Raw genomic sequence first — 14,602 nt, forward strand, 5'->3', positions numbered from 1 at the left:
TCCAATTTAGGTGGCCACCAAGGTGTTTGGCGCGTACAGGCCCCTGCCGGTCACCAGCGGCAGGTCGAGGGTGGTGCGGATCCCGGGCGGCGCGGCGACCACCGCCGGGATGGCGTTGACGATGCGGCCCGCGGCGCCGGCGATCGCGGCGTGGTTGTGGTCGCCCTTGCGGCTGCTCGGAACGACGTCCACGGCGTACGACGGCTCCCCGGTGATCTCGATGCGATACGAGCCGCCGCCCGAAGCCGGTTGCCGCCACTCGGGTTTCAGGTCGGGGCGCAGCCGGGTGACGTGCTCGATCACGATGGCGGGATGCCCGCCGACCATGCCGCGGATCTCGAACTGCAGCGCGGCCTGCGTGCCCTTGGCGACGTGTCCCACCGCGATGTCGAAGTCTTCCGGCGCCGGCGCGCGCTGATACGACTCGGTGATCTCGTCGACCTCGACGCCGAGGCCGGCCGCCAGCTGACGGATCGCCGCTCCCCAGGCGATGCCCAGCACGCCCGGTTGCAGGAGCATCGGCACCTCGTCCAGGGGCCGGGCGAACCCCATGTAGTGCATGACTTCCCGGCCGTTGTAACCCGCGTAGTCGTGGATCTCCAGGCACCGCACTTGCTCGACGCGCTGACAGGTCCCGAAGAGCGCGAACGGGAGCAGGTCGTTGATGAAACCGGGGTCGACTCCGTTGATGAACAGGCTCGAATTGCCTTGCCGCGCAGCGGCTTCCACAGGCTCGATGTATTTCGCCGGCAGCACGCCCCACGGGTACTGCAGCAGGCCGGGCGAAGACCCGACGAGGTTGACGCCGGCGGCCAGGATGCGCATCACATCCGTCATCGCGTCCGGCATCCGGGTGTCGCCCATGGCGCAGTACACGACGCAGTCGGGGTCGGTCGCCAGGATCTCGTCGAGGCTTCCGACGGCCGCGACGCCCGTGCTGACGCCCCCGTCCAGGCCGACGCCGCACAGTTCTCCGGCGTCCCTGCCCACCTTTTCGGGTGTGGACACGCACACGCCCGTCAGTTCGAACTGAGGATTGGTGATGAGTTCGGCCAACGCCAGGCCCCCGACATTCCCGGTGCCGACGTGCGCGACGCGGATCGCCATCAGAGTCTCCATCCATCAAACCGGTAAGAAGCTGGAAAACCTTTCCAGACACTAGTCCACAGTTCGCGGCGGCATTCGGGCAGGCAGAATGGGCGCCATGACACAGCGCGAGGATGTCCGGTTCGCGTCCGGCGCCGACCGGATCAGCGCGTGGCTCTACCGGCCGGCCGCGGCCCACCCCACGCCGCTGCTGGTGATGGCGCACGGGCTGGGCGCGGTGCGCACCATGCGGCTGGACGCCTACGCCGAGCGGTTCAGCGCGGCCGGCTACGCCTGCCTGGTGTTCGACTACCGCAACTTCGGCGACAGCGGGGGCCGGCCGCGTCAGCTGCTCGACATCGGCATGCAGCTGGCCGACTGGGCCGCGGCCGTGGACTACGCCCGCACCCTGCCCGGCATAGACCCCAACCGAATCGGCCTGTGGGGCACGTCTTTTGGAGGTGGACACGTCATCGCCACGGCGGCCCGGCTGCCGCGCATCGCCGCCGCCGTGGCCCAGTGCCCGTACACCGACGGCATCGCCTCCCTGCGCGCGATCAGCCCGGTGACCGTCGCACGCATCACCGCGCGGGCGATTCGCGACGCCGTCGGGGCCATCGCCGGAAGGCCGCCGGTGATGATCCCCACGGCCGGCAGGCCTGGCGAGGTCGCGTTGATGACCGCACCCGACGCGTACCCGGGCTACCTGCGGCTGATCCCCGAGGGCCAAACCGTGGCCAACGAGGTCGCCGCCCGCATCGGGCTCAAGGTCGCCACCTACCGCCCGGGCCGCCTCGCCGCGAAGGTCCGCTGCCCAATCCTGTTCTGCGTGTGCGAAACCGACTCGGTGGCCCCCGCCGGCGCCACGCTGCGCCATGCCGCGCGGGCCCCGCGCGGTGAGGTCAGGACGTACCCCGAGGGCCACTTCGAGATATACGTCGGCGACGCCTTCGAGCGGGTGGTCGCCGACCAGATCGCCTTCCTCGACAAGCACCTGACTCCCGCAGCACCGACTTAGCCGAAACGGGGGACGCCCCGCGGGGGCCGTCCTATGCTCAGTCTCGAGTCCAGGGGAATGGGGAGATGGCGAGAAGGACGGGGCGATGTCGTACGTAGTCACCACCCCGGAAACGCTGGCGGCCGCGGCCGCGGATGTGGAGAACATCGGTTCGGCAATCAGCACCGCCAGCTCTACCGCGGCTGGGCCGACCACCGGCTTGGTTCCGGCGGCCGAGGACGAGGTGTCGGCGGCCATCGCCAAATTGTTCGGCGCCTACGGCCAGGAGTACCAGGCGGTCGTGTCGCAGGCCACGGCGTTCCACAACGAGTTCACCGAGGCGCTGGCGTCCGCGGGAAATGCCTACCTGGACGCCGAGGCCGCCAACTCGTCCCTGATGATCGGGCCGCCGAACGCGCTGACGGCGGCGGCCGGCACCGGCGGACCCGGCGGGCTCAGCGCGATGATGCCCATGTCGTCGCTGTCATCGATGACGTCGATGTCGAACGCGACGTCGGCGGACCCGCTGATCGCGTTGATCATGGGCGGCACCGGTAACCCGACGCCGAATCCCGGCTACGTGGCAAGCATCTTCAACTCGTTCATCCAGCCGAACCCTGCCTTCGCCGGGGCGATTCCGCAGGGCCTGTTCACCCCCGAGCAGTTCTGGCCGATCACCCCCAATCTCGGCAACCTGACGTTCGGGCAATCGGTCTCGCAGGGCGTGAACCTGCTCAACACCGCGCTCGTCGGCCCCACCGGGGTGCTCACCCAGGGAAACAGCGCCCTGGTCGTCGGCTACTCGCAGAGCGCCACCGTCGCCACCAACGAGATCAGCGCGCTGATGGCGGCGGGCTCGCCGTATCAGGGCGACCTGTCCTTCATGCTGCTCGCGGATCCCAACAACCCCGTCGGCGGCATCCTGGAGCGCTTCCCGGGGTTTTACCTGCCGTTCCTGGACGTGCCGTTCAACGGCGCGACGCCGCCGCTTTCCCCCTACGCGACGAGCATTTTCACGGTCCAGTACGACGGCATCGCCAACGCGCCGCAATACCCGCTGAATTTCGTGTCGGACGCCAATGCCTTCGCGGGCGCCCTGACCTTGCACCACACCTATCCCACGCTGACGGCCGCCCAGCTCGCCAACGCGGTGCAGTTGCCGACGTCGCCGGGTTACACCGGCAGCACCCAGTACTACGAGTTGCTGACGCAGAACCTGCCGCTGCTGCAGCCGCTTCGCGACATCCCGTTCGCCGGCAATCCCCTCGCCGACGTGGTCCAGCCCGATCTGCGGGTGCTCGTCGACCTGGGTTACGGCTCCTACGGGCCCGGCCTGAACTACGCGAACGTACCCACCCCGGCCGGTCTGTTCGAGGTGGTCAACCCGTTCACCACCGGCCCCGACCTGCTCCTCGGGTCCGTGCAGGGGCCCCAGTCGGCGCTGGTGGATCTCGGGCTGCTGCCGCAGTCCGCGCTGCCGACCGCCTACCCGTATCTCCCGTCCATCGATCCGAACCTGAACTTCTTCCTGGGCCAGCCGAGCGTGACGGGGCTGTCGGTGCTCAGCGGCGTCACCGGGGACCTGCTGCACCTGATTCCGCCCATCCACTGACGGCCGGCGGCTCGGTTAGGGCCCGAGCGGAGAGGTGTTGCGGATCGTTTCGTCGCGGATCAGGCCGCGGAGCAGCGCGGTGCTGAATTCGGCGGCGATCTCCTTGGCGCTGCGCCGCCCATGTGGTCGCAGCCAGCGGTAGCTGCCCAGCGTCATCCCGATGTAGCCGAGCGCCACCACGTGCGAGTCGCACTCGAAGAACTCGCCGCTGGCGATCCCGCGGTCGATGAGGCCGTGCACGTGCTCGTAGACCTGCGCCTCCTTCTCGCGGACCTCGGCGACCTGCTCGCTGGTGAACCACTCGGTGATGTAGGGCTGTTCCTGGAAGTACACGGCGGCCCGCTCGGGATTGCTCGCGATGCCGGTGAGCAGCCGGATGGTGTATTGGTAGAGCGCCTCGCGGGCCGTCCAGGACGGGTCATCGTGCACGGCGGCCAGCGTGCCCTCGGCGGCCTGACGGTAGATGTCGAACAGGATCAGCGACTTGCTGGCGTAGTAGTGGTAGACGGTCGCCTTGTTCAGGCCGATCACGTCGGCGACGTCGTCCATCCGGGTGCCGTGGTAGCCGCGGGCGGCGAACAGCTTGGTGGCGACGGCCAGCAACTCCTCGCGGCGGGTCAACCCGTTCTCGGATGGCATCTGTGCTCACTATCGTCATTGCCGGCGGGGCTGGTCGGATGCCGGGCAAGGCTAATTATCAATCAACTGGTTGGACAGTTTAGGCAAATCCCGGGTGTCAGATGGACAGGGATGGGACTAGACTTCAATTTTCGAAGCTGAAGTCGCGACTGGAGGGGTGGCCGATGGATCCGAACCCGGACTACGACATGAGCGACGAGATCGAATTCTTCTTCAGGTACGTCCCATGGGGTCTGCGGGGAGTCGTCGACGGCAACGGATACCCGCCGCCCGCATATCCGCCGGTCTAGAACGGCTAAAGCGCCTTTAACTCCTCGGCGACCTCGGTCACCGACTTCTTCGCGTCGCCGAACAACATCGTCGTCCCCTCGGCATAGAACAGCGGGTTGTCGATGCCCGCGAACCCGGAATTCATCGACCGCTTCAGCACGATCACCGACTTGGCCTTGTCCACGTTGAGGATGGGCATGCCGTAGATCGGGCTGGAGGCCTCGTTGCGGGCCGCCGGGTTGGTGACGTCGTTGGCGCCGATGACGATCGCGACGTCGGTGCGGGCGAACTCGTCGTTGATGTCGTCCATGTCCTTCATCGCGTCGTAGTCGACCTCGGCCTCGGCCAGCAGCACGTTCATGTGCCCGGGCATGCGGCCGGCCACCGGGTGGATCGCGTACTTCACCGGCACGCCCTTCTCCTCCAGCAGCGACGCCATGTCCTTGACGGCGTGCTGGGCCTGCGCGACGGCCAGGCCGTAACCCGGGACCACGATCACCTGGTTGGCGTAGGCCATCTGAATCGCCGCGTCGGACGCCGACGTGGACTTGACGTGCTTGTCGCCGCCGCCGTCGCCGGTGGGAGCCACGCCGCCGCCGCCGAAGCCGCCGGCGACGATCGCGGGGATGGAACGGTTCATCGCCTTGGCCATCAGGTTGGTCAGGATCGAACCCGAGGCGCCGACGATCATGCCCGCCACGATCATCGCGGTGTTGTTCAGCGCCAACCCCGCCGCGGCGGCCGACAGCCCGGTCATCGCGTTGAGCAGCGAGATGACCACCGGCATGTCCGCGCCGCCGATGGGCAACACCACCATCAGGCCCAGCACCCCGGCCGCGGCGAGCAGGCCGATCATCCACCACAGCGACGCCCCGCCGGTGCCGGGATGCGCGTGCACGCCGATCACCACGGCGGCCGCGACGGCCCCGGCCAACAGCAGCACGTTGACCGGTTGCTGGGCCCTGCCGAAGCCGATCGGCGATCCGGAGATGATCTCCTGCAGCTTGCCGAACGCGATGATCGATCCCCAGAACGAGATCGACCCGATAATCGCGGCGAACAGCGACGCCACCACGATGTGCACGGTCGGCGACTCGTGGTGCTGGAAGGCCGAAAAGCCCGATGTCTCAATGAATTCCGACAGCGCGATGAGCGCGACGGTGCCGCCGCCGACACCGTTGAAGAACGCCACCAGCTGCGGCATGGCGGTCATCTTGGTGTAGCGGGCCGGCGGCACGCCCAGCACGACGCCGACCACGAGGCCGGTGACGATCAGCACCCATTGGTCGGTGTGCCGGATCTTGATCAGCGTCGCCGCCACCGCGATGGCCATGCCGACCGCGGCGATGAGGTTGCCGCGCACCGCGGTCTTGGGCCCGGTCAGGCCCATCAGGCCGTAGATGAACAGCGCGAACGAGACGATGTAGAGGCCGATCACCAGGTAGTTCATTTGGCCGCCGGCTCCTCGACCTTTGCCGGGGTCCGCTTCTTGCCCTTGAACATGCCCAGCATCCGGTCGGTGACGATGAAACCGCCGATGACGTTCAGCGTGCCGAACACCACCGCCACGAACAGGATGATCTGCACCGCCAGCGACGGGTGCTCCACCTCGCCGAACACCACCAGCGCGCCCAGCACCACGATCCCGTGGATCGCGTTGGTCCCCGACATCAGCGGCGTGTGCAACGTGTTGGGCACCTTGGAGATCACCGCGAATCCGACGAACCCGGACAGCACCAGGATCGCCACGTTGGCCAATAACTCGTCGTACATCTAGTCGTCCCCTCGGGTCACGCAGGCCGCCGCGACGACCTCGTCGTCGAAGTCCGGTGCCAACTTGCCGTCGGTGATCAGCAGGTCCAGCAGCGCGGTGATGTTCTTGCTGTAGAGCTCGCTGGCGTGCTCGGGCATCGTCGACGGCAGGTTCAGCGGCGAGGCGATGGTGACGTCGTGCTTGACCACCGTCCGTCCCGGTTCGGTGAGCTCGCAGTTGCCGCCGGCCTCCCCGGCGAGGTCCACCACGACGCTGCCGGGCTTCATCGCCTCCACCGCCGCGGCGGTCACCAGGCGCGGCGCGGGCTTGCCGGGGACCAGCGCCGTGGTGATGACGACGTCGAACCCGCTGATCGCCTTCTCCAACGCCTCCTGCTGCTGGGCGCGCTCCTCCTCGGTGAGCTCGCGGGCGTAGCCGCCCTCGCCCGATGCGTCGATCCCCACATCCAGCCATTGCGCGCCCACCGACCGCACCTGGTCGGCCACCTCCGGGCGCACGTCGTAGCCCGACGTGCGCGCCCCCAACCGCTTCGCCGTCGCCAGCGCCTGCAGCCCGGCCACGCCGACGCCGAGCACCAGCACGGTCGCCGGCTTCACCGTCCCCGCGGCCGTCGTCAGCATCGGAAAGAACCGCGTCGACTCCGAGGCCGCCAGCAGCACCGCCTTGTACCCCGCCACGTTGGCCTGCGACGACAGCGCGTCCATCGCCTGGGCCCGCGAGATCCGGGGGATGGCCTCGAGCGCGAACGCCTGCACCCCGGCGCGCTTCAGCGCCCCGATCGAGTTCTCGGCGTTGCGCGGCGCCAGGAAGCCGATCAGGGTCTGCCCGCTGCGCAGCCTGGCGACCTCGTCGGCGCTCGGCGGGGCGACCTTGACCACGACGTCGGCGGCCCACGCGTCGCCGATGCTGGCGCCGGCCTCGGTGTAGAGCTGGTCGGGCAGCAGCGCCCCCTCGCCGGCGCCGGACTCGACCACCACCGCCACGCCGCTGCTCACCAGCGAGGCGACCGCCTTCGGCACCAGCGCGACGCGCCGCTCATCGGGCCCGGACTCGGCCACCACCCCGACCCTGACGGCGTCGGCCTGCGGATCTGTCATGGCACGTACATCTGCTTTCCTTACGTCTTCGGCTTGCCGCAGACACCCTATCGGCCGTCACCACAGCGGGATGTCTTGGCCATGTTCCGACGCCGGCCGGGGCCCGAAGTAGCGCCGCTCGGCCTCGGCGATCGGCACGTCGTTGATGCTGGCCTCCCGGCGCGCCATCAGCCCCGACGGGGCGAACTCCCACAGCTCGTTGCCATAGCTTCGGTACCACTGACCGCCCTCGTCGCGGCACTCGTACTGGAACCGCACCGCGATGCGGTTGTCGTGGAAGTCCCACAGGCACTTGCGCAGCGAGTAGTCGCGCTCACGCCGCCACTTGCGGGTAAGGAACGCCACGATCTCGTCCCGCCCGACGATGTGCTCGCCCCGGTTTCGCCATTCCGAGTCGGGCGTGTAGGCCCGGCTGACCTGCTCGGGGTCGCGGGTGTTCCAGGCGTCCTCGGCGGCCTGGACCTTCTGCCGCGCCGTCTCGCGGGTGAACGGGGGAAGCGGAGGGCGGGATTCGTCTGTCATGGCCCGAAACTTAAACCTCTGCGACGTCCCGCGGCGTGTCGTCGCAGAGGTTTATGTGTCGCGACGGGTCGGACGCCATAACAGGCCCCAAGACGCGTGGCTTATCGTGGCGGACATGGACTTCGCGATGTCGGCCAAAGCGAGCGACTACCACAAGCGGCTGTCCGACTTCATGACCGAGTATGTCTTTCCGGCCGAGGCCGATTACGACAAATACCGCCACGAGGCCGGCCCCGACGACCACACGGTCCCGCCCATCATCGAGGAGCTGAAAATCAAAGCCAAGGCGGCCGGCCTGTGGAACCTGTTCCTGCCGGCCGAGTCGGGCCTGACCAACCTGGACTACGCGCCGCTGGCCGAGCTGACCGGCTGGAGCCTCGAGATCGCGCCCGAGGCGCTCAACTGCGCGGCACCCGACACCGGCAACATGGAGACCCTGCACCTGTTCGCCACCCCCGAGCAGCGCAAGCAGTGGCTGGAGCCGCTGCTGGCCGGCGAGATCCGCAGCGGCTTTTCGATGACCGAGCCGGCGGTCGCCAGCAGCGACGCCCGCAACATCGAGACCTCCATCGTGCGCGACGGCGGCGACTACGTGATCAACGGGCGCAAGTGGTGGACCTCGGGCGCGTCCGACCCGCGCTGCAAGATCCTCATCGTGATGGGCCGGACCAACCCCGACGCCGCCAGCCACCAGCAGCAGTCGATGGTTCTGGTGCCCATCGACACGCCGGGTGTGACGGTGGTCCGCTCCACGACGGTGTTCGGCTACCAGGACCAGCCCGGGCACTGCGAGATCGTCTACGACAACGTGCGGGTGCCGGTCACCAACCTGCTCGGCGAGGAGGGCGGCGGCTTCGCGATCGCCCAGGCGCGGCTGGGGCCGGGCCGCATCCACCACTGCATGCGCGCGCTCGGCGGGGCCGAGCGCGCCCTGGCGCTGATGGTGGACCGCGCGCGCAACCGCATCGCGTTCGGCCGCCCGCTGGCCGACCAGGGGCTCGTCCAGCAGGCAATTGCCAAGTCGCGCAACGAGATCGACCAGGCCAGGCTGCTGTGCGAGAAGGCGGCGTGGACCATCGACCAGCACGGCAACAAGGCCGCCCACCTGCTGGTGTCCCAGATCAAGGCGGTGGCGCCGCAGGTGGCGTGCGACGTGATCGACCGCGCCATCCAGGTGCACGGGGCCGCCGGCGTCAGCGAGGACACGGCGCTGGCCCGGATGTACGCCTGGCACCGGGCGATGCGCATCTTCGACGGCCCCGACGAGGTGCACATGCGGTCCATCGCGCGCGCCGAGCTCGGCCGGGAACAGTCCGCGCTGGCTGCGGCGGTCACGCCCCATGGCTGAGGCCGCGGTGCGAGAACTGCCGGGCGCCTGGAACTTCCGCGACGTCGCCGACTCCACGCCCGCGCTGCGGCCCGGGCGGCTGTTCCGGTCCAGCGAGCTGAGCCGCCTCGACGACGAGGGCCGGGCGACGCTGCGCCGGCTCGGGATCACCGACGTCGCCGACCTGCGCGCGTCCCGTGAGGTCGCCCGGCGCGGGCCGGGGCTGGTTCCCGACGGCGTCGAGGTCCACCTGCTGCCCTTCCCGGACCTGGGCGAGGACGAGGCCGACATCGACGGGCAGGCCCCGCACGAACACGCGTTCCAGCGACTGCTGACCGGCGAGGGCGGCGACGGCCTGTCGGTGGACGAGGCCGCCGCCCGCTACATGACCGACGAATACCGCCAATTCCCAACGCGCAACGGCGCGCAGCGCGCGCTGCACCGCGTCATCACGCTGCTGGCCGCCGGCCGCCCGGTGCTCACGCACTGCTTCGCCGGAAAGGACCGCACCGGCTTCGTGGTCGCCACGGTGCTGGAGGCGATCGGCGTCGACCGCGACACCATCGTGGCCGACTTCCTGCGCAGCAACGACGCGGCACCGCAGCTGCGGGAACGGATCTCCGAGATGATCGCCCAGCGCCAGGACACCGAACTCACCCCGGAGGTGGTGACGTTTACCGAGGCGCGGCTGTCCGACGGGGTCCTCGGCGTGCGCGAGGAGTACCTGGCCGCCGCCCGCCAGGCGATCGACGAGAAGTTCGGATCGCTGGGCGGCTACCTGCGCGACGCGGGCATCTCCGCGGCCGACGTGGACCGGCTGCGCGGCGCGCTGCTCGCCTGAATCGGCCGGCGCCGCAAGGCGTTACAGCTTGAAGCCGGCCTTCTTCGCCGCGGACAGGTCGGTGATCTCGGCCCAGTGCGCGGCGACGTCCTGAACCGACGGCGGCTTGTCGAAGTTGACGCCGTCGTTCTGGAACAGCGCGGCGCGCTGCACCTTGCCGCCACCGACGATGAAAACCGATGCGCTGTCGGCACATTCCTCGGTGCACAGGTAGGCCACCACGGGCGCGACGAAGTCCGGGGTGAGCTTCTCCAGCACCTCGGGCGGCATGATGTCCTGGGTCATCCTGGTGGCCGCGATCGGCGCGACCGCGTTGGCGTTGATGTTGTACTTGGCGCCCTCCAGAGCCAGCGTGTTGATCAGGCCGACCAGGCCGAGCTTGGCCGCGCCGTAGTTGGTCTGGCCGAAGTTGCCGAACAACCCGCTGGTGGACGTCGCGACGACCACCCGGCCGTAGCTCTGCTCACGGAAGTGCGGCCACGCGGCGCGGATCACGTTGTACCCGCCGTACAGGTGCACCTTGAGCACCGCGTCCCAGTTCTCGAACGACATCTTGTGGAAGGTGCCGTCGCGCAGGATCCCGGCGTTGCTCACGACGCCGTCGATCTTGCCGAACTCGTCGAGCGCGGTCTTGATGATGTTCTCGGCGCCCTCGGGCTCGGCGACGCTGTCGTAGTTGGCCGCCGCCCGGCCGCCCGCGTCCTTGATCTCCTGGACCACCTGGTCGGCCATGTTGTGGCCGGCGCCGGTGCCGTCGCGGGCCCCGCCGAGGTCGTTGACGACGACGCTGGCGCCCTCTCGGGCGAGGGTCAGGGCGTATTCGCGGCCCAACCCCCCGCCGGCTCCGGTGACGACGATGACGCGATCCTGCACTCCGGGCATCGGATTCCTCTCAGCTGTGAAAGATGGGGTTTAGCAAGTGATTTGGTGCGACGGGGGTGTCAGAACATCCTGCGGGCCATCTTGAAGGCCCGCTCGGTGTACGGCGGGTAGATGAAGCTGGACAGGTCGGGCCGCGTCGGCTTAGTCAGCACCGACTTGCGGTGGCTGAACTCCTCGAAGCCGTAGCGGCCGTGGTAGGCGCCCATGCCCGACGCGCCGACCCCGCCGAAGGGCAGCTTGGCCGTGGACACCTGGAAGGCGAGGTGGTTGACCAGCATGCCCCCGGCCGGCACCTCCTTGATCACCCGCTCGCGGGTAGCGCGCGTCTTGGTGAACAGGTAGGCCGACAGCGGCTTGGGCCGCGAATTGACGAAACGTATTGCGTCGTCCAGGGATTGGACGGTGATCACCGGCAGCACCGGCCCGAAGATCTCGTTGCGCATCAGCGGCCCGTCCGGATCGGGATCGACCACGACGGTGGGCTGGATGCGCAGGGTCGACGCGTCACAGCCTCCGCCGACGGCGACCTTGCCGTCCCCGCCGGACAGGTAGCCGCTGATCCGGTCGAACTGGCGCTGGTTGACGATCTTCACCCCGTTCGGCTTGTCGGAGGTGAACTTCGTGATGGCGGCGGCGATCTTGTCGACGAGCTCGTCGCGGATCTTCGCGTCGGCCAGGACGTAGTCGGGCGCGACGCACGTCTGCCCGGCGTTGAGCAGTTTCATCCACGCGATCCGCTTGGCCGCGACCTCGATGTCGGCGTCGGCCGCCACGATCACCGGGCTCTTGCCGCCGAGCTCCAGCGTGCACGGGGTCAGGTGCGGCGCCGCGCCCTCGTACACCTTGCGCCCGATCTCGGTGCCGCCGGTGAACAGCACCCGGTCCAGGCCCTGCGCGATGAGCGCCTGGCTGACGGAGCCGTCGCCCTCGATCACGGCGATCGCGTCGGTGTCGAGGTAGCGCGGCACCAGCTCGGCCATCAGGTGCGCCGACGCCGGCGCGATCTCCGAGGGCTTGAGGATGACGGCGTTGCCCGCGGCGATCGCGCCGACCGCCGGGCCGAGCGTCAGGTAGAACGGGTAGTTCCAGGCGCCGATGATCAGCACGGTGCCGTAGGGCTCGTACTCGATCCAGCCGCGGCCGGGCAGCTGCGGCATCTCGAGCAGCTGGTAGCGGCGCCGCGTCCACCTGCGCACCTTCTTGGCCGCATACTTCGCCTCGCCCGCGGTGGTCGCGACGTCGGCGATGAACGCCTCGAACGGGTTGCGGTCCAGGTCGTCGGCGAGCGCGGCGGCGATGGCGGCCTCGTTTTCCTCCATCAGCTTGGCCAGCTGCAGCAGCTGGCGCTTGCGCCACTCGATGTCGCGGGTGCGGCCGGTGGCGAAGGTCTTGCGAAGCCGGTCCACCGTCGCGGCGATCTCGCCGCCTTGAGCTGCCGGGGCCCCGTTGGACTCAGACGTCTTCGGTGTAACCGATTCGGTGGTCATCAGTGTCTTCCTTCCCGGAGGGTGCCCACTGCTCGTCGCGCGAGCGCTCATGGGTGATACCCGCGATCCTAACCATCCGGTTGGGCGGGAAGTAAGGCGCGGCCGTCAGGGCCTGACGGCCGTCACGAAGCTGTTCACGAACGGCCGCGCGGCATTACGACCGCTCGGCGATCACGAAGTCGGAGAACGCGTCCTTGTCGTCGGCCAGCGGGACGTTCTCGATCCAGCGGCCCAGCCGGCGCATCTCGTCGGTCGAGTGCTGCGCGCGGGCGCGCCAGCCGTGTTCGTTCAGCCACTCGGTGACGTCCGCGCGGTGGTCGTCGCGGTACATCAGCTCCCCGACGTCGACGGTCTCCTCGAAGCCGATCTCGTCGGCGACCCTCCGGAACCGCTCGCGCATCTGCTGGCGCCGCTCGTCGGCGTGGTTGGGCGCGGTTTCGGCCGAGACCCGGCTGCCCGGCGCGCTCAGCTCGCCGATCTGGGTGAACAACCGGTCCTGCGCCTCGGCCGGCAGGTACATCAGCAGGCCCTCGGCCAGCCACGCCGTGCGCTGCTTCGGGTCGAAGCCGGCGGCGCGCAGCGCGGCGGGCCAGTCCTGCCGCAGGTCGATGGCCACCTCGCGGCGGTCGGCGGACGGCGCGACGCCGTTTTCGGCCAGGGTCGTCGACTTGTAGTGCAGGACCTGGGGCTGGTCGATCTCGTACACCGTGGTGCCGGCCGGCCAGTCCAGGCGGTAGGCGCGGGAGTCCAGCCCCGACGCCAGGATCACGACCTGTCGGATGCCGTCGGCGACGGCTTGCTTGAAGAAGGTGTCGAAGAAGTTCGTGCGCACCGCCTGGTAGCCGCGCATGTGGTGGAGGTGGGCGGCGGATTCGGCGTCGAGGTTTTCGATCCTGGCCGCGACCTCCGGGTCGAGCATGGCCTCCCACAACACCCCGGCGCCGGAGTTGGTCACCAGGAGCTTGGCGTACGGGTCGCGGATCAGCGCGTCGGGCTGCTCGGTTTCGACGGCCCGGGCGGCGGCCACCATCACGGCGGTGGTGCCGACGCTGGTCTTGATGTCCCAGCTGTCGTCGTGGGTGCGCAGTGAGCTCATCGGGTTGCTCCTTGGTCGGGTCAGGCGGTCGGGTCGCCGAGGCGCGCGCGCAGCAGCGTGCTGCGGACGGCCTCGTCGGCGAGGTCTTCGGGAACCGGGCGGCCCAGGCGGGCCATCTCGTCGTGGTTGTTCACGCTGTGCACCCGCCAGCCGTGGTCGGCCAGCCACGCCGCGGCGTCGGTGCGGTCCGGCTCGTGATAGGTCAGCGCCTGGACGTTGACGTCCAGGCCGAGCCGCTCGCGCATGCGCAGCCACCGCTGCGAGTTGCTGCGCGAATTCATGCCGAACACCTCGACGGCGACCCGGCTGCCCGGCGCGCTGAGCGCGGTGAACATCTCGAACAGCCGGTCCTGGGCGTCGCTGGGCAGATAGGGCAGCAGGCCCTCGGCCAGCCAGGCGGTCGGTTGGGACGGGTCGAATCCGGCGGCGGTCAGGGCCGCCGGCCAGTCGTCGCGCAGGTCCACCGGGACGGGGCGCCGGCTCGCGGTCGGGACCGCGCCGTGCTCCTCGAGGATCCGGGTCTTGTACTCCAGCACCCGGGGCTGGTCGATCTCGTAGACGGCGGTGCCCGCCGGCCAATCCAGCCGGTAGGCGCGCGAGTCCAGCCCGGCGGCCAGGATCACCGCCTGCCGGATCCCGGCGCGTGCGGCGTCGGCGAAGTACTCGTCGAAGAAGTGCGTGCGCACGGCCTGGTAGTCGATGCCGAGCCGGTGGGCGCGCCGCCCGTGCGGATCGTCGTCGAGCCAGGCCAGTTCGGGGTCGGCCAGCCGGGTCCACGCGGGGCCGGCCGAGCACACCAGGACGCGCGCGAAGTCGTCGCGAATCAGCGGGTCGGGTCCGGCCGTCTCCACGGCGCGCGAGGCGGCGACGCCCAGCGCGGTGGCGCCGACCAGTTCGGTGATGGACCAGCTGTCCCCGGTGGTCCGCAACGACGGCGGAAGGGCGGCGTCGACATCAGTCATGGCCACACCA

Annotated in this window: 15 protein-coding genes; 5 read left to right on the forward strand and 10 right to left on the reverse strand. The window is 69.4% G+C overall.

Annotated elements, in window-relative coordinates; genetic code table 11:
- Positions 1–6: 6 nt before the first annotated feature.
- Positions 7–1,107 carry an NAD(P)H-dependent amine dehydrogenase family protein gene (locus AC5Y6X_RS15085; protein WP_499987702.1) on the reverse strand — a complete coding sequence of 367 codons (1,101 nt, stop codon included), beginning with the start codon at positions 1,105–1,107 and terminating at the stop codon, positions 7–9.
- A gap of 97 nt (positions 1,108–1,204) precedes the next feature.
- On the opposite strand from AC5Y6X_RS15085, the gene AC5Y6X_RS15090 reads away from it, so the two are divergent.
- Positions 1,205–2,104, forward strand: coding sequence for an alpha/beta hydrolase (locus tag AC5Y6X_RS15090; RefSeq protein ID WP_499987225.1), 900 nt, complete (start codon positions 1,205–1,207; stop codon positions 2,102–2,104).
- Positions 2,105–2,189: 85 nt separating this feature from the next.
- The gene (locus AC5Y6X_RS15095; RefSeq protein ID WP_499987226.1) at positions 2,190–3,695 is read left to right on the forward strand and encodes a PE family protein; all 1,506 of its coding nucleotides are present in this window, start codon (positions 2,190–2,192) and stop codon (positions 3,693–3,695) included.
- Between the two features lie 15 nt (positions 3,696–3,710).
- On the opposite strand, the gene AC5Y6X_RS15100 is transcribed toward AC5Y6X_RS15095, so the two are convergent.
- Positions 3,711–4,334: a TetR/AcrR family transcriptional regulator gene (locus tag AC5Y6X_RS15100; protein ID WP_324675346.1), complete on the reverse strand. Its 624-nt coding sequence runs from the start codon at positions 4,332–4,334 to the stop codon at positions 3,711–3,713.
- A gap of 164 nt (positions 4,335–4,498) precedes the next feature.
- Between AC5Y6X_RS15100 and AC5Y6X_RS15105 the strand changes: the two genes are divergently transcribed.
- Positions 4,499–4,624, forward strand: coding sequence for a hypothetical protein (locus AC5Y6X_RS15105; RefSeq protein ID WP_156746919.1), 126 nt, complete (start codon positions 4,499–4,501; stop codon positions 4,622–4,624).
- A gap of 5 nt (positions 4,625–4,629) precedes the next feature.
- Here the strand turns inward: AC5Y6X_RS15105 and AC5Y6X_RS15110 are convergent, their stop codons facing one another.
- From AC5Y6X_RS15110 to AC5Y6X_RS15125, 4 genes are read right to left on the reverse strand one after another with little or no spacing between them, the layout of a single operon-like run.
- The gene (locus AC5Y6X_RS15110) at positions 4,630–6,054 is read right to left on the reverse strand and encodes an NAD(P)(+) transhydrogenase (Re/Si-specific) subunit beta (protein WP_499987228.1); all 1,425 of its coding nucleotides are present in this window, start codon (positions 6,052–6,054) and stop codon (positions 4,630–4,632) included.
- A complete protein-coding gene (locus tag AC5Y6X_RS15115; protein ID WP_324675351.1) occupies positions 6,051–6,377 on the reverse strand; it encodes an NAD(P) transhydrogenase subunit alpha part 2 in 327 nt (108 codons plus the stop codon). The genes AC5Y6X_RS15110 and AC5Y6X_RS15115 overlap by 4 nt, the downstream gene beginning before the upstream one ends.
- Positions 6,378–7,475 (reverse strand): Re/Si-specific NAD(P)(+) transhydrogenase subunit alpha, encoded by a 1,098-nt coding sequence (locus AC5Y6X_RS15120; RefSeq protein ID WP_499987229.1) that lies wholly within the window; start codon positions 7,473–7,475, stop codon positions 6,378–6,380.
- A 57-nt stretch (positions 7,476–7,532) separates the two neighbouring features.
- Positions 7,533–7,997, reverse strand: coding sequence for a nuclear transport factor 2 family protein (locus AC5Y6X_RS15125; protein WP_499987231.1), 465 nt, complete (start codon positions 7,995–7,997; stop codon positions 7,533–7,535).
- 127 nt (positions 7,998–8,124) lie between these two features.
- On the opposite strand from AC5Y6X_RS15125, the gene AC5Y6X_RS15130 reads away from it, so the two are divergent.
- Both AC5Y6X_RS15130 and AC5Y6X_RS15135 read left to right on the forward strand, forming a co-directional pair.
- Complete coding sequence (locus tag AC5Y6X_RS15130; protein WP_324675921.1) at positions 8,125–9,345, forward strand: acyl-CoA dehydrogenase family protein; 1,221 nt, start codon at positions 8,125–8,127, stop codon at positions 9,343–9,345.
- The gene (locus tag AC5Y6X_RS15135; protein WP_499987233.1) at positions 9,338–10,165 is read left to right on the forward strand and encodes a tyrosine-protein phosphatase; all 828 of its coding nucleotides are present in this window, start codon (positions 9,338–9,340) and stop codon (positions 10,163–10,165) included. Before AC5Y6X_RS15130 ends, AC5Y6X_RS15135 begins: the two co-directional genes overlap by 8 nt.
- Before the next feature lie 21 nt (positions 10,166–10,186).
- On the opposite strand, the gene AC5Y6X_RS15140 is transcribed toward AC5Y6X_RS15135, so the two are convergent.
- The 4 genes from AC5Y6X_RS15140 to AC5Y6X_RS15155 form a co-directional block, all read right to left on the reverse strand.
- On the reverse strand, positions 10,187–11,047 hold the full coding sequence (locus AC5Y6X_RS15140) for an SDR family oxidoreductase (protein ID WP_499987234.1): 861 nt from the start codon (positions 11,045–11,047) through the stop codon (positions 10,187–10,189).
- A gap of 59 nt (positions 11,048–11,106) precedes the next feature.
- A complete protein-coding gene (locus AC5Y6X_RS15145) occupies positions 11,107–12,537 on the reverse strand; it encodes an aldehyde dehydrogenase family protein (RefSeq protein ID WP_499987704.1) in 1,431 nt (476 codons plus the stop codon).
- A gap of 151 nt (positions 12,538–12,688) precedes the next feature.
- On the reverse strand, positions 12,689–13,630 hold the full coding sequence (locus AC5Y6X_RS15150; protein ID WP_499987235.1) for a class I SAM-dependent methyltransferase: 942 nt from the start codon (positions 13,628–13,630) through the stop codon (positions 12,689–12,691).
- A 20-nt stretch (positions 13,631–13,650) separates the two neighbouring features.
- Positions 13,651–14,592, reverse strand: coding sequence for a class I SAM-dependent methyltransferase (locus tag AC5Y6X_RS15155; RefSeq protein WP_324675362.1), 942 nt, complete (start codon positions 14,590–14,592; stop codon positions 13,651–13,653).
- Positions 14,593–14,602: the final 10 nt, after the last annotated feature.

It is taken from the genome of Mycobacterium sp. NGS26, from assembly GCF_059813025.1.